This is a genomic window from Pedobacter panaciterrae (genome assembly GCF_013204795.1).
Classification (GTDB): Bacteria; Bacteroidota; Bacteroidia; order Sphingobacteriales; family Sphingobacteriaceae; genus Pedobacter; species Pedobacter panaciterrae.
In genome coordinates, this window is sequence record NZ_JABMKW010000008.1 from 581139 (window position 1) to 597470 (window position 16332).

General features: G+C 37.6%; 14 protein-coding genes. 9 read left to right on the forward strand and 5 right to left on the reverse strand.

Translation table 11 applies throughout. From position 1 onward, the window contains the following. Nucleotides 1-52 precede the first annotated feature (52 nt). Nucleotides 53-1813, forward strand: coding sequence for an SGNH/GDSL hydrolase family protein (locus tag HQN86_RS04755; RefSeq protein ID WP_172659863.1), 1761 nt, complete (start codon nucleotides 53-55; stop codon nucleotides 1811-1813). A gap of 150 nt (nucleotides 1814-1963) precedes the next feature. After that, nucleotides 1964-3391 carry a Gfo/Idh/MocA family protein gene (locus tag HQN86_RS04760; protein WP_172659864.1) on the forward strand — a complete coding sequence of 476 codons (1428 nt, stop codon included), beginning with the start codon at nucleotides 1964-1966 and terminating at the stop codon, nucleotides 3389-3391. Between the two features lie 70 nt (nucleotides 3392-3461). Here HQN86_RS04760 and HQN86_RS04765 read toward each other — a convergent pair whose 3' ends face one another. Further along, on the reverse strand, nucleotides 3462-5312 hold the full coding sequence (locus HQN86_RS04765) for an alpha-L-fucosidase (RefSeq protein ID WP_172659865.1): 1851 nt from the start codon (nucleotides 5310-5312) through the stop codon (nucleotides 3462-3464). A gap of 24 nt (nucleotides 5313-5336) precedes the next feature. Then, complete coding sequence (locus HQN86_RS04770; protein ID WP_172659866.1) at nucleotides 5337-6203, reverse strand: AraC family transcriptional regulator; 867 nt, start codon at nucleotides 6201-6203, stop codon at nucleotides 5337-5339. Nucleotides 6204-6550: 347 nt separating this feature from the next. On the opposite strand from HQN86_RS04770, the gene HQN86_RS04775 reads away from it, so the two are divergent. Next, nucleotides 6551-7009, forward strand: a complete 459-nt coding sequence (locus HQN86_RS04775) for a response regulator (protein ID WP_172659867.1) — start codon at nucleotides 6551-6553, stop codon at nucleotides 7007-7009. A gap of 35 nt (nucleotides 7010-7044) precedes the next feature. Beyond that, on the forward strand, nucleotides 7045-7359 hold the full coding sequence (locus tag HQN86_RS04780; RefSeq protein ID WP_172659868.1) for a recombinase family protein: 315 nt from the start codon (nucleotides 7045-7047) through the stop codon (nucleotides 7357-7359). Here the strand turns inward: HQN86_RS04780 and HQN86_RS04785 are convergent. Continuing rightward, nucleotides 7354-7596 carry a hypothetical protein gene (locus HQN86_RS04785; protein WP_172659869.1) on the reverse strand — a complete coding sequence of 81 codons (243 nt, stop codon included), beginning with the start codon at nucleotides 7594-7596 and terminating at the stop codon, nucleotides 7354-7356. The genes HQN86_RS04780 and HQN86_RS04785 overlap by 6 nt on opposite strands. Before the next feature lie 201 nt (nucleotides 7597-7797). On the opposite strand from HQN86_RS04785, the gene HQN86_RS04790 reads away from it, so the two are divergent. The 5 genes from HQN86_RS04790 to HQN86_RS04810 all read left to right on the forward strand — a co-directional run bounded on the left by HQN86_RS04790 (nucleotide 7798) and on the right by HQN86_RS04810 (nucleotide 14147). Beyond that, nucleotides 7798-9897, forward strand: a complete 2100-nt coding sequence (locus HQN86_RS04790) for a sulfatase-like hydrolase/transferase (RefSeq protein WP_216854317.1) — start codon at nucleotides 7798-7800, stop codon at nucleotides 9895-9897. A 202-nt stretch (nucleotides 9898-10099) separates the two neighbouring features. After that, nucleotides 10100-10666: a UbiX family flavin prenyltransferase gene (locus HQN86_RS04795; RefSeq protein ID WP_172659870.1), complete on the forward strand. Its 567-nt coding sequence runs from the start codon at nucleotides 10100-10102 to the stop codon at nucleotides 10664-10666. Between the two features lie 166 nt (nucleotides 10667-10832). Beyond that, nucleotides 10833-12152: a tRNA (N(6)-L-threonylcarbamoyladenosine(37)-C(2))-methylthiotransferase MtaB gene (gene mtaB / locus HQN86_RS04800; RefSeq protein ID WP_172659871.1), complete on the forward strand. Its 1320-nt coding sequence runs from the start codon at nucleotides 10833-10835 to the stop codon at nucleotides 12150-12152. A gap of 31 nt (nucleotides 12153-12183) precedes the next feature. After that, nucleotides 12184-13338, forward strand: a complete 1155-nt coding sequence (locus tag HQN86_RS04805; RefSeq protein WP_172659872.1) for a prolipoprotein diacylglyceryl transferase — start codon at nucleotides 12184-12186, stop codon at nucleotides 13336-13338. A 14-nt stretch (nucleotides 13339-13352) separates the two neighbouring features. Continuing rightward, the gene (locus HQN86_RS04810) at nucleotides 13353-14147 is read left to right on the forward strand and encodes an inositol monophosphatase family protein (protein WP_172659873.1); all 795 of its coding nucleotides are present in this window, start codon (nucleotides 13353-13355) and stop codon (nucleotides 14145-14147) included. A gap of 132 nt (nucleotides 14148-14279) precedes the next feature. On the opposite strand, the gene HQN86_RS04815 is transcribed toward HQN86_RS04810, so the two are convergent. Further along, on the reverse strand, nucleotides 14280-14831 hold the full coding sequence (locus tag HQN86_RS04815; RefSeq protein WP_048906593.1) for a NifU family protein: 552 nt from the start codon (nucleotides 14829-14831) through the stop codon (nucleotides 14280-14282). Nucleotides 14832-14909: 78 nt separating this feature from the next. Then, on the reverse strand, nucleotides 14910-16256 hold the full coding sequence (gene purB / locus HQN86_RS04820; protein ID WP_172659874.1) for an adenylosuccinate lyase: 1347 nt from the start codon (nucleotides 16254-16256) through the stop codon (nucleotides 14910-14912). Between the last annotated feature and the right edge of the window lie 76 nt (nucleotides 16257-16332).

Here is a 16332-nt window from a genome sequence, read left to right on the forward strand (position 1 = left end):
AAGAGAATAATTTTTTTTCATAATTAATCTCTTTGTAGAATATATTTACATTATGAACCACAAGCTAATATACCTATCTGTTTTTCTACTGTTAAGTCAGCTAAGTTTCGCTCAGGATAAAGCAAAATATAAGGTCTGGAATCCTTCAAATGATACTATAAATGTTTTGGAAGGTCAGGGCTGGACAAAAAATCTAAAAGATTATTATGATCGCTTACCGTCAAAAGCCGAAGGAATAGTACGCCCAGAGGTATGGAAGTTATCAAAGAACAATGCTGGTGTAAACCTGCGTTTCCGCACAAATTCGAATGAAATCATCGTAAAGTATGCTGTCAAAGGCAATCTGCAGCTTTCGCACATGCCGGCCACAGGCGTAAGTGGTGTTGATCTATATGCAAAGGACAGAGATGGCAGGTGGCTTTGGAGTGCTGGCGCTTTCTCTTTTGGCGATACCATTACTTATCGCTTTAATAACTTAGAACAGGTTAATAACCCAGATCGGGAATACACACTTTACCTACCACTGTACAACGCTGTGAAATGGTTGGAAATCTATGTGCCTAATGAAAAATCGTTTACGCCCGTGCCCCTGCATCAGGAAAAACCGATAGTGGTTTATGGTACTTCAATAGCGCAAGGTGCTTGTGCAACCAGACCTGGTTTGGCATGGACATCCATATTGCAACGCAAGTTAGACCAGCCCGTAATTAACCTTGGTTTTTCTGGCAATGGCCGTTTAGAAAAAGAAGTAGTTGATTTACTTACAGAAATTGATGCTAAATTATATGTGTTAGATTGTTTACCTAATCTTATCTCTATATCGAAAGAAGATCTTACATCAAGAATTGAAGCCTCTGTACTTCAATTGCAAGCAAAGAGACCAGGAGTTCCCATTCTGTTAACAGAGCACGATGGTTATACAGATGAGCTGATAAGCCCTAAAAGGAAAACTGATTATGATAATCCAAATATTACCTTAAACGAGGCATTTAAACAATTAAAGACAAAAGGAATAAAAAACATCTACCTGCTTTCAAAGAATGAGATAGGCCACGACATCGAGAGTACTGTTGATGGCGTTCATCCTAATGATATTGGAATGATGAACTATGCAAATGCATACGAGAAGATCATCAAAAAGATATTAAACCAGCCAGAGGGAAATATCAGTACAACCAAACCGACTACACAATATCGCGAGCTTCCTGGATATGATTGGGAAAAGAGACATAATCAGGTACTAAATCATAATAAAACCAATCCGCCCAAGTTGATTTTTATAGGCAATTCCATCACCCATTTCTGGTCTGGTGAACCCTTGGCACATGTTGCAAGAGGGACCGAATCATGGAATAAATATTTTAAAGATAGGAACCCTCTAAACATGGGCTTTGGCTGGGATAGGATAGAGAATGTTCTTTGGCGTGTTTATCACGGAGAACTGGATGGATTTTCAGCTAAGCAAATTGTATTGATGATTGGTACAAACAATTTGCAGTTTAATACTGATGATGAGATAGCCGAAGGGTTAACGGTTCTTATAACAGCGATAAAAGTGAGACAACCGGGGGCAAAAATTCTTGTGCTCGGTTTGCTTCCACGCAGAGAAATGGAAGCCAGGGTTGCTAAATTAAATCTGTTGTACGCTAAAATAGCACTGAACTTAAAAGTTCAATATGCTGATGCTGGAAGTCTTTTGCTTAATACAAAGAAAAAAGTAAATGAAGCACTTTTTACCGATGGATTACATCCTAACGCACAGGGCTACGAAAAACTGGGAGCTTTTATTAATAAACAGATTACCAATAATTAAGCGAAATAATATTACGCCTGTAAAATGAAATTTACGCAACCGTTTGTGTGAAAAAAACTTTTCACGCCTGCCCATAAGCTGTGTATATTGGTGGTATAAACTAATTTGACTTCTGGTCGAACAACCATTCTTAACCATATAAAACACAAGATGAAACCAAACCGTAGAAAATTTTTACAACAACTGGCAATTGGTTCCGGAGCAGTAGCTATCGGCCTTCCTACATTTGCCAATGAAAATGCGCCAAGCGATCATGAACTGGCAGCAGCATTAAATCAGGGTAATAGCAGTCAGAGATTCAATATGAGTGGATATGCCGCTCCAAAAATTGATAAAGTAAGGGTTGGAATTATAGGTCTCGGAATGAGAGGGCCGGGTGCGGTTTCCAGATTGTCACATATAGAAGGAGTAGAGATCAAAGCACTTTGCGACAAATTACCTGCAAGAGCCTCAGCTGCACAAAAATACCTTACTGATAAAGGTCTTACTAAAGCAAAAGAATACTCTGGCGAAGATGGCTGGAAAGAAATGATTGAAAAAGAGGATCTTGATTTGGTTTATATCTGTACACCCTGGCATTACCATACTCCAATGGCTGTGTATGCTATGGAACATGGAAAACACGCCGCAACTGAGGTTCCGGCAGCACTCACTCTTGAAGATTGCTGGAAACTGGTAGAAACATCAGAGAAAACGCGCAAGCATTGTATGATGCTGGAGAACTGCTGTTATGATTTCTTCGAAATGCTAACATTAAACATGGCCCGCAATGGTATGTTTGGTGAATTAATTCATGCTGAAGGTGCATATATCCATAACCTGTTGGGGTTAAACTTCGATAAAAATGGTTATGCAGACATGTGGAGGTTAAAAGAAAACATCAATTATAACGGTAACATTTATCCAACTCATGGTTTAGGCCCAATTGCACAATGTTTAAATATTAACAGGGGTGATAAAATGGATTATTTGGTGTCCATGTCGACCAATGATTTCCATATGGCTCATGAGGCTGAAGAAAGAGCCAAAAAAGATGATTTTTACAAACAATTTGTAGGTAAAAACTATCGTGGTAATATGAATACTACAACCATCAGAACAGCTAAGGGAAAAACAATGATGTTACAACATGATGTAACCTCACCAAGAATCTATTCCAGAATTCACCTGCTTAGCGGAACTAAAGGATTTGCCAGTAAATGGCCGGAACCTGAACGTATCTCGTTTGGCGAAGAATGGGTAACTGAAGATGGATTAAAGAAATTGTATGATACTTACAGCCCTCCAATTATTAAACATGTTGGAGAAATCGGTAAAAAGATTGGTGGCCATGGTGGTATGGACTTTATCATGGACTGGCGTTTAATTGATTGCCTGCGCAATGGATTACCCCTTGACCAAAACGTTTACGATGCTGCATCATGGAGCTGCATAGTACCATTAAGTAAAAAATCAGTATCTAAAAAATCGGGAAGTGTTGATGTGCCTGATTTTACCAGAGGAGCATGGACTAGCAATGCTCCTGTAAACCTAACACTAGATGGTGGTGGTAACACTACTGTTAGAAGTGTTAAATAGTAGCCGTCTCAAATAAAAAGGAGGGTGTATCATAAATCATGATACACCCTCCTTTTTATAGAACAAAATCTTACAAATTACTCTCAATAGCACCAACTTTTTCCCTGTAAAGGTCAATTGGGCCATCAAGCAATACCGCTACTACTGTAAGATCTTTATCAAGTCGGTCTTTTGGAAGTGGGATGTAAACAATTCCAGGTACAGAACTCCAATAGAGTTTGTTGTAGATCTCTGGTTCAATCATAGTTCCCTCTCCAACAATTCTAATCCGGCTCACCTTATTTTTAATTCCTTTTAATGCAATTGGCCCCGTAGGTTTCCCTTCCACAAAAAGATACACCGTCTGCTTGTCGGCAGATAAAGCACTTGCCCCTTGGTAATGTCCATCAGGCAGTCCTTTTCCTGTCTTGTATAAGCTCTCCGCGTTTTTGGTGACCCATTTGTACAGTTCAGGATTTAACCCCTTTTTGCCTGCTTCGAAGTCTAAACCATCGGTCGGCAAATCTGTATCCTTAAACGGGTTTACTCCATTATGCAATGAACTCGCAATATTGTTAATCTGCGTTTTATAGTCCGCTCTTTTATTGGTAAGGTCATTGAAACTTAACGAAATCAAAGATTGATCATTTACTTCAACAGGATTATCAAATTTTAAAGCGATTACTGTTACATCCTGATCAGCTGCGGATGCAGGGATCTTGATCGAAATGTTCTCACCATTGGTCACAAAAGTTGCCTTCAAATCAGAGCCTACAATCTTAGCAGAGCGAACAGCCGATCTGATTCCGCTTAACAACAATCCGCCATTGTCCGGAACCCAATCGGCATATAAATAAAGCGTTTTTTTATCTGCAGAAAGTGCGGTTTTCCCATTAAAATGGCCTGCTGGTAAGCCAGCATGAGTCCCATAAATTGCTTCAGCATGCTTTTTGGTCCACCTGCCTAAGCCTTTCAAAATATTTCCCTGCTCTGTTGCAATAGTGCCATCGGCTTTTGGCCCAATGTCAAGCAATAAATTACCACCCATGCTAATACAATCAACCAACGTGCGAACAATCATATTTGGTGATTTATATTTAAAATCATAAGGCTGATAACCCCACGAATCATTCATTGTGTAGCACAGTTCCCAATATTCGCTATTTGGCCTAAGAACCGGGATACCCTGTTCAGGGGTTTCATAGTCGCCATGATGATTCAAACGAGAATTGATTATAATATTTGGATTATACTTTTTAAGGTCTGCCGAAATCTTTCCGGCCTGCCATTCCTCAGCAGAGTGCTCCCAATCACCATCAAACCAGAGTAAATCAGGCTTAAAGTTCACAGAGAGTTCATTCATTTGCGTATGTAAGTACTTTTGGAATTTATTCCAGCGCTTAGGTTCTTCACTAAGTTTGTACCTTTTTCTGTCTCTGGTAAAACCGTCGTAATCAGGATGGCTCCAGTCTGGTAAGGAAAAGTAAATACCTGTTTTCAAGCCAGACTTTTTAACTGCTTTTATAAAGGGAGTAATTACATCTTTCTTAGCGGCACTTTGCTTTAAGGTGGTTGTCGCATCAATCGCTTTAGTATTCCAAAGGGATACACCATCATGGTGTTTAGTGGTTATCACAGTATATTTTGCACCACTTTCCTTGATTAGTTTAACCCATTCTTCCGGACGATAATTGGCTGCCGTAAAACCATCCAACTGCTTCATATAGTTATCATGATTGATGTAGTTGTTAAAAAACGACCATGATTCGGAGATGCCATTTACAGAATAAATACCCCAGTGTATAAAAATTCCAAGTTTTGCATTAGCAAACCACTCCATTTTTTGTTTTTTGTCGTCAATATCCTTAGCACCTGGTTGCTGGGCATTTACTTTGCCACATAGCATTATTACAAATAGCAAAGGGGTTATTCTTTTTTTCATTAAAAGGACTGTTTTTATGATTAATTATTTTTGTAAATATGATTTCTGATAAGAAAGCGGACTTTTCCCTGTTATAATTTTGAAATGTTTATGGAAGCTGGCAAAATTATGGAAACCACTTTCGTAACAGATCTGTTTAACGTTCATACTGTCCTCGATCAATAATTTGCAGGCATGTCCAACCCTTATCTCACTTATAAACTGAGTATAAGTTTTCCTTGTTCTCGATTTAAAGTATCTGCAAAATGAATTAGGGCTAATGTTGGCCACGGCAGCCATTTCCTCCATCTGAATCTTTCTTTTAAAATTAGCAAGAGAGTAATTGTAAATGGCATTAATCCTGTCATTCTCAGTCTCTTCAAAATCATGACGGAAACCGATAGACGACAATAAGCTGCTTTGTGAGTAGTTTTCTATAGCCAGCAGGGCTTCTACAAGTAAAATAATTCGTTTAGGCCCTTCAGATAATAAAATAGACTCTATAAGTTCTCCAATCAATCTTTTGCTTTTATCCTGAACCTGTACACCCCTCTGGGCACGTTCCAATAACAATTTAAGGGATTTGTTTTCAGGAAGATTTAAAAATGAATTACCCCAAAAATTCTCACAAAAGTGTACTACAACTACATCTGCATTGCTTTTTTCGTCATTAAAGTAATTATCGTCAAATCTCCAGTAGTGAGGTAGGTGAGCGCCAACAAGTACTACATCACCAGATCTGAAACGTTTAATACTATCGCCAATAAATTGAGTTCCGTTGCCTTTTTTAAAATAGATCAGTTCAACTTCGGCATGATAGTGCCAGCGGTTGTTAATGTAAGGCACCTTGTCTCTTCTCGCGCTAAATGAATTTACAGAGTTGTTAGCTACTTTAAGCAGTTGAGGTTTCATCTTAGTCTAATTTAGTTGTCAGATGTAAGTCACTTAACCTAACTTATACTTAAAAGAATAAGGTCAAGATCCGGTTCATTTGATTTGGTTAGGTAATAATTTCTAAATGTATAAAAATCTTTTAAAATTACATGTATTGATGATTAAATGATGCTAATTTGTAAAAATCGCTGAATATTTGATGATTTTACCCTTTGAATAAAACTACGCAAACGTTTGATAATGGCTTTAAACCGCGTTAATTATTAAGCAATACACCGCTTTTTTAATTGCATAAATATTAATAAAGAAAAATAAAACAGGACGTTTTTTCGTTTGTTATAATAGGCTAGCTAATTAAAACGGGAATGACTGAATTATCTGAGAAAAAAGAGCGTAAATCACAAAATATACTAATCATTGAAAATGATGATGATTTAGTAGAGTTATTAGAAGAGTTATTTAGTTACGAAGGCTATCAGGTACGTTGTTATAAAGATACTAATGATATTTTTTCATTGATGGAGGATTTTAAACCAGATATTGTATTAGTGGATTATTTACTCCCTGGAATTAACGGAGGGGAATTATGTGCCCAATTGAAAAGAGATCCGTCTACCAAACATATTCCTGTAGTTATATTTTCTGCGTATTCGCAAGTATTGCTATCACTTGGTAGTTACGGCTGTAACGCATTTATCTCTAAGCCTTTTGAGCTAAGCTCATTGTTAAATCAAATTAATAAATGTTTAGAAAATCCTTCAAAAATATTTACTGAAAAAGAGTTTGATAAAAAAACTTCCGCATCAGCGGGTGTTAATGAATAGGTAATCTTAGTTAAGTTGCCAAGAGAGTTTCAGTCATGAATGCAATTGGTTACATCAGGGTATCACCATATCTGGAGTCTGTAATAGCTCAGGAAACTGCAATTAAGACTTTTTGCGATCAGAAAGGATTAAACCTATTAATCGTTTTTAAAGATACCGGTGAGTACAATGAAGATATGGAGCGCGAAAGCTGGCTCGCCCTGGAAGAATACGTAAGATATAACCGCAGTGGAGTTGATTTTTTGCTGTTCTTACTGCCGGCAAAAATAACACGATTCAATAAAATGATAGATCAGATTCAAGATCATTTTAAACGGGAATACGGAGTAACGCTGGTGGCTGTGTTATAAATCACCTAAATGTTTGTTAATTGCCGAACCTAACTCATCAACCTGTTTATGGGTAAGTGAGCCCCATATTTGTTCCCATTTTTCATCTTTTCTAATCTGGGCCTCTTTACCATTCAGAGTGCATACATAATACGGTATTCCATCGGTGGTCTCAGTTTGCTTAACTTCTACCTTAATCTTTTTTTGTTCGTTGTCATGAAGCATAACAGTGAACTTTATGTCTTCGGATGCTTCCATAATTTTGTAATTTAGTTTTGTAATTTATATAACAACCAGTACGAACTAAAGTTTGGTTTTTGTAGTCTTCCTCACTTAGTTCGCACATTCCACACATATTATTCACAAAAAGGCACCTGCTTGTGGGTTTGGTGCGAAGAATGTGTAAAGAAATTTTTAAGTTGTTTATATTTGGTGAATACTAATGTTCATTTTTAGATAATGATAAAAGGAATCACGAAATTGTTTTTGTTGGGAAGCTGTGCTTTGATCGTTTTGATGCCCTCAATTGTTAACGCACAATCAAAAAAAAGTAGTGCTTCAAAGCCTAATATCATATTTATCTTAACCGATGACCTTGGGTACGGCGATTTAGGTGTGTTTTTTCAAAATCAGAGAAAGGAGAAGGCAGATCAAAAACTTCCTTATCAATTTACTCCAAACCTCGACAAAATGGCTGCCGGTGGAGCGCAATTAACTAATCAGTATTGCAACGCACCGGTATGCGCCCCTTCCAGGGCATCTCTTTTAACAGGGCTTAATCAAGGCAATGCAAAGGTAAGAGACAATCAATTTGATAAGCAGATTGAAAATAACCATACTATTGCTACGGTACTGAAAACAGCGGGTTATGCTACATCAGTTATAGGAAAATGGGGTTTGCAAGGCGAAACTAAAGATGAACCTAATTGGCCGGCACATCCTCAAAAAAGGGGGTTTGATGATTTTTTTGGCTATATGCGCCATGCCGATGGACATGAGCATTATCCTTTTGAAGGAATTTACAGAGGTAAAAAGGAAGTATGGGACAATTATAAAAACGTAGCTGCGGATTTAGCCAAATGTTACACTACCGACTTATGGACTGCCCGTGCCAAGAAATGGATCATAGATCATGAAAGTGCCAAAGGACCCGAAAAACCTTTCTTCATGTTTCTTGCCTATGATTCTCCACACGCTGTGTTGGAATTACCTACTCAAGCTTATCCCGAAGGTAAAGGACTAAAAGGCGGCATACAGTGGCTTGGCAATCCTGGTAACATGATAAATACAGCATCTGGTAAAGTTGATTCTTTTGTACATCCGGATTATAAAAATTCTACATATGATAATGGAAAGGTAAAAAATGCGCCATGGCCTGATACCTTTAAGCGATATGCTACAGCCACCAGAAGAATTGATGATGCAGTAGGCGACATTTTGCAGCTTTTAGATGACTTAAAAATTTCGGAAAATACGATTGTCGTTTTTACATCTGATAACGGACCATCTATTGAATCTTATCTTCCTGCAGGTTACGCACCTAATAACCCGGAGTTTTTTGGAGGGTTCGGACCTTTTGATGGAATAAAAAGAGATGTATGGGAGGGTGGATTAAGAATGCCAACTCTGGTAACCTGGGCTCAGCATATTCCTGCTGGTAAAGTTGTGGTATCGCCAAGTATGCTGTCAGACTGGATGCCTACCTTTGCTGATGTTGCAGGTATAAGTGCTCCGGCCAGAACAAATGGAGTTTCATTGGTCCCATCTCTAACAGGAAAAGGTATCCAGGCCGAAAGTTTAATTTATTCAGAATATTCTGAAGGGGGTAAAACGCCTGATTTTAAAGCTTTTGAGGCCAGCAGGAGGGGCCGGAAACGTGGGCAAATGCAAATGATCCGTCTTGGGGATTTTGTAGGTGTGCGTTATGATATCAAATCTGCAGATGATGATTTTGAAATATACGATATAGTAAGCGACCCTAAGGAAACTACTAACCTTGCTTCAATACCGTCCTGCAACGAATTACAGGTTCAAATGAAAGCCAAATCATTACAGGCTCGAAAGGCAGATCTTGAAGCTCCACGGCCGTATGATAGGGCCGAAATTCCGGCTGTTGAGATTTTAGATAAAACATATCCCGGACTTTCGTGGAAATTCTTTAAAGGAAATTTTCCATACGTAGTTTCAGAAACGGGTCTTACTGAAGTTTCAAATGGTATTAGCAAACATTTAGGAGAAGAAGTGCCAAAAGCAAGACCTGGAATGACACTATATGAAGGTTTTATAAAGGTGCAATCTGATGGAGAATACAGCTTTTCACTTCAGGCAAGTGGGAAAGCTTATATGAGAATTCATGAAGCAGAACTAATTGACGCGGATTTTGGTTATCAGTCAGTGAGCCAGGAAACAGAGCGTGTTTATCTCAAAGCCGGCTATCATCCGGTTAAGATTTATTATTTAAGAGAAGCAGGTAAAGAGCGTATACTTTCTTTAAAAATGAGATACAAAGATGGTGATTGGAAACCACTAAAAGGAACTGATTTTTACGCTATTAGATAATTTGTTAACCGGATTTTCTGACTTCGCAATAATATTCTAATTAAGATGAGAAAAAAGTATGTTTAAACTTTCATTTATTCAAAAAGATAATTACATTTGGGCTTACCCTTTCGGGGGTATGTTTTTCATAGGTAGATGTAGGGTCGAAAATTAATTTTCGGCCCTTTTTTGTTATCTAAGGTTCCGTATCTTTATCTGCGCTATGAGGAAGAAGAAAATTATTGTTGCAATTACTGGTGCCAGCGGATCAATTTATGCTAAATTACTGTTAGATAGTTTGTTGAAATTGTCTGATCAGATTGAAAAAGTAGGAGTAGTAATGTCAGACAATGCCAAAGAAGTTTGGCGTTTTGAACTTCAGAATCAGGATTACGACCGTTACCCCTTTACTTTTTACCCAAAAATGGATTTTAATGCTCCATTTGCGTCAGGATCGGCTAAGTTTGATACAATGATCATCATTCCATGCTCAATGGGTACTCTGGGCAGAATTGCACATGGGATTTCTAACGATTTAATTTCCAGGGCTGCAGATGTTGTATTGAAGGAACGCAGGAAATTAATAGCCGTAGTAAGAGATACGCCTTTTAGCCTTATTCATATTAATAACATGAAAGCTGTAACGGAAGCAGGAGGGATTATATGCCCTGCCAGCCCATCTTTTTATTCCTTACCCAAAACTATTGAAGAGGTTGCACAAACAGTAGTAAGTCGTGTAATAGATCTTGCAGGACTAGAGCAAGATAGTTATCGCTGGAATGAATCATAATTTCATTTAAAACCTTATCTTTGCAGGCTTATTGGGATATCTAAAAATTTACAATCGTCATGCTGAATTTATTTCAGCATCCCGAATTTGATATTCTAAACATGCTTAAACGGGATGCTGAAATAAATTCGGCACGACGCGTGCATAATTATAGCGATAACACTGAATGAAGAAGGTTGCATTTTATACACTTGGTTGTAAGTTGAATTTCTCTGAAACTTCAACAATTGGCAGGTTATTTACCGATGCCGGATATGCTGTTGTAGACTTTACAGATGGAGCGGATGTGTATGTAATAAACACCTGTTCTGTAACAGAGCATGCTGATAAAAAGTGCCGTAAAGTAGTTAAAGAGGCTTTAAAGTACGCACCCAACGCGTATGTAACCATAGTAGGATGTTATGCTCAGTTAAAACCTGTTGAGATTGCCGAAATAGAAGGCGTTGATATGGTGCTTGGTGCAGCAGAGAAATTCCGGATAGTTGAATACATCTCTGATCTTACCAAACAGCCTAAGGCCGTTATTCATCAGCAAAACATCGAAAAAGTTAATCATAATTTTATTGCAGCCTATTCAATAGGTGATAGAACACGTACTTTCTTAAAGGTGCAAGATGGATGTGATTATCCATGTACTTATTGTACGATACCATTGGCGCGTGGGGGCAGCAGAAGCGATACCATCGAAAATGTAGTAAACCGCGCTAAACAAATAGCCGAAAGCGGCGTTAAAGAAATTGTACTTACGGGGGTAAATCTTGGCGATTTCGGAATAAGAAACGGAGAAAGAGAAGATAAATTCTTTGACCTGGTAAAAGCACTGGATGAGGTTGAGGGTATAGAAAGGATAAGAATTTCTTCTATCGAACCGAATTTGTTAAGCAATGAAATCATTGAATTTGTTGCTACTTCCAAAAGATTTGTACCTCATTTTCATATCCCTCTGCAGTCTGGATCTAATAAAATATTAGGTTTAATGCGCAGACGTTACCAACGGGAACTTTATACCGAACGAGTTGCTAAAATTAAAGCTTTAATACCTAATTGCTGTATTGGAGTTGATGTAATCGTTGGATTTCCTGGTGAAACTCATGAAGATTTTCTGGATACTTATCAATTCTTAAACGAGCTTGATATTTCTTACCTGCACGTATTTACCTATTCAGAACGCGAGCAAACAGCAGCGGCTGAAATGAAAGGCGTTGTTGCCGGAAGTGCCCGTGCGGATAGAAGCAAAATGCTTCATATTTTGTCTGATAAAAAGAGAAGGGCCTTTTATCAATCTCAGATTGGTTCAATTGGCGAAGTGCTTTTTGAAGACGACCAAAAGAATGGTTTTATGCATGGTTTTACCAAGAACTATGTAAAAGTTAAAGCTAAATATGACCCGGTAATGGTAAATGAAATCAAAACCGTAAAACTTATTGAGCTTACCGCCGATGGTGAGGTAGAAGTTGCCGAAACAGAAGAAGTTTTAGCGCATTAATACTATATTCGCATAAAACTTTTTTATACGTATGTTTCCTACTGTATCTCATTTTTTAGAATATCTTTTTGGTATACAAGTCCCATTGCCGTTTAACACATTTGGTGTTTTTGTCGCTTTAGCTTTTATTGCTGGTTACTGGGCTTTTACTCAGGAGTTTAAACGTAAGGAAGCACTTGGTATTCTTCATCCAATCAAAAAAACGATGACTATTGGTAAGCCTGCTACTACAACTGAGCTGGCTTATAATGGTGTATTCGGGTTCCTGATCGGATATAAATTAGTTTATGCACTCTTAAACTATCAGCTGTTTGTAAGCGATGCCCAAACAGTACTTCTTTCATTAAAAGGAAATATACTTGGAGGCTTGTTTTTTGCTGGTTTGTTTGCTTACTGGGATTATAAAGAGAAAAATGCGCATAAATTACCCAAACCAAAAACTGTTGAAGTAACGCAGCACCCATATGAATTAATGGGCACTCTTATCGTTTGGGCCGCTATCTGGGGTTTTCTTGGTGCAAAAATATTCGATAACCTGGAACATTGGGACTCATTTGTAAAAGATCCTATCGGCAGCTTATTGTCATTTAGTGGTTTAACGTTTTACGGTGGACTAATCTGTGGCGGTGCTGCTGTTTTATATATCGCAAGGAAAAATAATATTAAAGTATTGCACATGCTTGATATTGGCGGACCAGGTATGATGCTTGCGTACAGTGTGGGCAGAATTGGTTGCCATATGTCTGGTGATGGCGACTGGGGAATCGCTAATCTAAACGCTAAGCCAATTTCATGGCTTCCGGATTGGTTATGGGCTTATACCTATCCAAATAACGTTGCTAACGAAGGAAATCCTATTGCGGGTTGCGTTGGCAGGTTCTGTAACGAATTACCTCAGCCGGTATACCCAACACCTATATATGAGGTAATCGTATGCTTTATACTGTTCCTGATCTTATGGAAGATCCGTGACCGTATTAAATCTCCGGGAATGATGTTTGGTATATACTTAATGCTAAACGGTCTGGAACGCTTCTTTATTGAATTGATCAGAGTAAATACTAAATATAATGTTGCCGGTATACATTTTACGCAGGCAGAGCTAATTTCAAGTATTCTGTTTTTGTCTGGCTTAGGTCTTGTTTTATATTCATACAAGAACAAAGAAAAGTTGGCTAACTATTAAAATTTTTTTCTGAGTTGAATTACGAATTAATATGTTCTAAGGTAATTGCTGTTACCCGCTTAACAGGCAATTTTATAAGAAAAGAGTCGATGAACTTCGATGCAGGTGCTGTCGAGTTCAAAGGCCTAAACGATATGGTTTCCTATGTAGATAAGAATGCTGAAAAGTTATTGGTTAGAAATTTAGCCAAGCTAATTCCTGAAGCAGGTTTTACTACTGAAGAAGAAACCGTAAATAGCAAAGGTGCTGTTTACAATTGGATCATAGATCCATTAGATGGCACTACCAACTTTATTCATGGTGTTCCCACTTATTCTATAAGCATAGCGCTTTATGAAGAGGATAAACCCGTTGTTGGTGTAGTTTACGAGATAAACCGCGGAGAGATGTTTTATTCTTATAAAGGTGGCGATGCTTATTTAAACAACAAAGTGATTAAGGTTTCTTCCAGACCAGGTTTATCAGATTGTTTACTGGCTACAGGATTTCCATATTATCAGTTCGAGAAACAGGCACAATACATGCAGCTACTTTCAGAAATGATGCAGAAAACGCATGGCTTACGGCGCATAGGTTCGGCTGCGGTTGATTTAGCTTATGTAGCATGTGGCAGGTTCGATGCTTTCTTTGAGTATAACCTGAATGCCTGGGATGTTGCTGCCGGTGCTTTTCTGGTACAACAGGCAGGTGGAAATATATTAAACTTTGCCGGAGGCGATGAATTTCTAGAAACCAGAGAAATTCTGGCAACAAATGGCTTGATTGATGGTGAAATCTTAGAAGCTATTAAACGGAGTTTTAAAAGTTAATAGAATTAGTCGTGTTATCGCCACCATGTCATCCTGAAGTAAATTCAGGATGACAAAGATTATAAGAACAACATAAAACAAAAGAGCCTGTTTCAACATTGAAACAGGCTCTTTCTTTATATTTAAATCGGCTTACAAAGCTTCAGACACTACTTCTTTCACTTCAGGAACCATGCGTTGCAATAAATTCTGAATTCCTGATTTCAAGGTAATGGTAGAAGAAGGGCAACCGCTGCATGAACCTCTAAGCTCAACAGTTACAACACCCTCATCAAATGATTTGTAGCTAATTGCACCACCATCTTGTTCAACTGCCGGGCGAACATAATCATGTAGAATTTGCTGAATTTTAATCTCAAGATCTGTTCCTTCAAAAGTAGGTGTCTCATCAGATGTTTCTTCTTTTATTTTATATTCAGATTCAACAGCTCCTTTAACAAATTCTTTAAGAATTGGTTCGATATCTGGCCATTCAACACCCTCTGTTTTTGTAATCGTAACAAAGTTACTTGCAAAAAAAACACCATTAACAAAGTTGAACTTAAACAGTTCCTTTGCAAAAGGAGAGTGCTCAGCACTTTCTTTAGTTGCGAAATCTTCACTGCCATTGATCAATAATTTATTGACCATGAATTTCATTGTAGCAGGGTTTGGAGTTTGTTCAGTATATACGTTGATAGTCATTGTCTTCTTTTTTTCTACAAAAATAAATAATTCGTTGGTGCAATTTAAGGTATCGATGTCTGTTTTAGGTCATTATATCTAAAATACGCCCGTGTAGTTAAAAGGAGTGATGTTCTTTAATTCCTGTTTAATCTGATCATTCACATTTAAGCCATCAATAAAGTTCGCCATGGTATCAGCAGTAATCTTCTGATTGGTACGGGTAAGATCTTTAAGTGCTTCGTATGGGTTAGGATAAGCCTCTCTTCTAAGTACAGTCTGAATTGCTTCAGCAACTACAGCCCAGTTGTTTTCAAGGTCGGCATTAATAGCTTCATTATTCAGCAATAATTTATTTAAACCTTTTAACGTAGATGCAATAGCTATTGTAGTGTGAGCAAGAGGCACGCCTACATTTCTAAGTACCGTAGAATCTGTAAGGTCCCTTTGTAAGCGTGAAATTGGTAATTTAGCCGCAAAAAATTCGAATAACGCATTTGCTATACCAGCATTACCCTCTGCATTTTCAAAATCAATAGGGTTTACTTTATGAGGCATTGCAGAAGAACCAACTTCACCTTCTTTAATCTTTTGTTTAAAGTAGTTTTTAGAAATGTACGCCCAAATGTCTCTATCAAGATCAATAATGATGTTGTTTATTCTTTTTAAAGCATCACATTGTGCAGCAAATTGATCATAATGCTCAATTTGAGTAGTATACTGAGCGCGCGAAAGGCCTAATATCTCATTTACAAAATTATTAGAGAAATCTACCCAGTTTACACCAGGATAAGCAATATGGTGTGCATTAAAGTTACCTGTTGCACCGCCAAATTTTGCGCTGTTAGGGATGTTTTTTAAGTTATTTAACTGAATCTCTAAACGTTCTGCAAATACCATAAACTCTTTACCAAGTTTAGTAGGAGATGCAGGCTGTCCATGCGTATGTGCAAGTAAAGGCACATCTTTCCATTCAGTAGCCAGACTTTTTATTTTAGCAATCAACTCAGCTATTTGAGGATAGTAAACTTCATTTAAAGCTAGTTTAATAGTATAAGGTATAGCTGTGTTGTTGATATCCTGAGATGTTAATCCGAAATGGATAAACTCTTTATAAGCTTCGAGACCCAATTGATCAAATTGCTTTTTTATAAAATATTCAACCGCTTTAACATCATGATTGGTGATCTTTTCTGTGTCTTTAATTTCCTGAGCATGGTTATCATCAAACTGCTCATGAATTAAACGTAGTTTACCGTAAATAGATTTATCGAATTCTTTTAAACCAGGTAAGCCTGTTTCACAAAGTGCAATAAAGTATTCAATTTCTACAAATACTCTGTATTTTATTAATGCTGACTCTGAAAAATATTTAGAAAGGCTTTGAGTAGTGTTTCTATAACGTCCATCAACTGGAGAAATAGCTTGAAGAGGAGATAAATTCATGAATTTGACTTATTTTTACAAGCGCAAATGTAGCATTTATTAGCCTTTTAATGAAGTAAGGTTGCTGAAAAGCAAA

Bases quoted from the DNA above. Each gene is read 5' to 3' on its own strand.
- HQN86_RS04755 (WP_172659863.1), top strand. From the start codon at position 53: ATGAACCACAAGCTAATATACCTATCTGTTTTTCTACTGTTAAGTCAG.
- HQN86_RS04760 (WP_172659864.1), top strand. From the start codon at position 1,964: ATGAAACCAAACCGTAGAAAATTTTTACAACAACTGGCAATTGGTTCC.
- HQN86_RS04765 (WP_172659865.1), bottom strand. From the start codon at position 5,312: ATGAAAAAAAGAATAACCCCTTTGCTATTTGTAATAATGCTATGTGGC.
- HQN86_RS04770 (WP_172659866.1), bottom strand. From the start codon at position 6,203: ATGAAACCTCAACTGCTTAAAGTAGCTAACAACTCTGTAAATTCATTT.
- HQN86_RS04775 (WP_172659867.1), top strand. From the start codon at position 6,551: ATGACTGAATTATCTGAGAAAAAAGAGCGTAAATCACAAAATATACTA.
- HQN86_RS04780 (WP_172659868.1), top strand. From the start codon at position 7,045: ATGAATGCAATTGGTTACATCAGGGTATCACCATATCTGGAGTCTGTA.
- HQN86_RS04785 (WP_172659869.1), bottom strand. From the start codon at position 7,596: ATGGAAGCATCCGAAGACATAAAGTTCACTGTTATGCTTCATGACAAC.
- HQN86_RS04790 (WP_216854317.1), top strand. From the start codon at position 7,798: ATGATAAAAGGAATCACGAAATTGTTTTTGTTGGGAAGCTGTGCTTTG.
- HQN86_RS04795 (WP_172659870.1), top strand. From the start codon at position 10,100: ATGAGGAAGAAGAAAATTATTGTTGCAATTACTGGTGCCAGCGGATCA.
- mtaB (WP_172659871.1), top strand. From the start codon at position 10,833: ATGAAGAAGGTTGCATTTTATACACTTGGTTGTAAGTTGAATTTCTCT.
- HQN86_RS04805 (WP_172659872.1), top strand. From the start codon at position 12,184: ATGTTTCCTACTGTATCTCATTTTTTAGAATATCTTTTTGGTATACAA.
- HQN86_RS04815 (WP_048906593.1), bottom strand. From the start codon at position 14,831: ATGACTATCAACGTATATACTGAACAAACTCCAAACCCTGCTACAATG.
- purB (WP_172659874.1), bottom strand. From the start codon at position 16,256: ATGAATTTATCTCCTCTTCAAGCTATTTCTCCAGTTGATGGACGTTAT.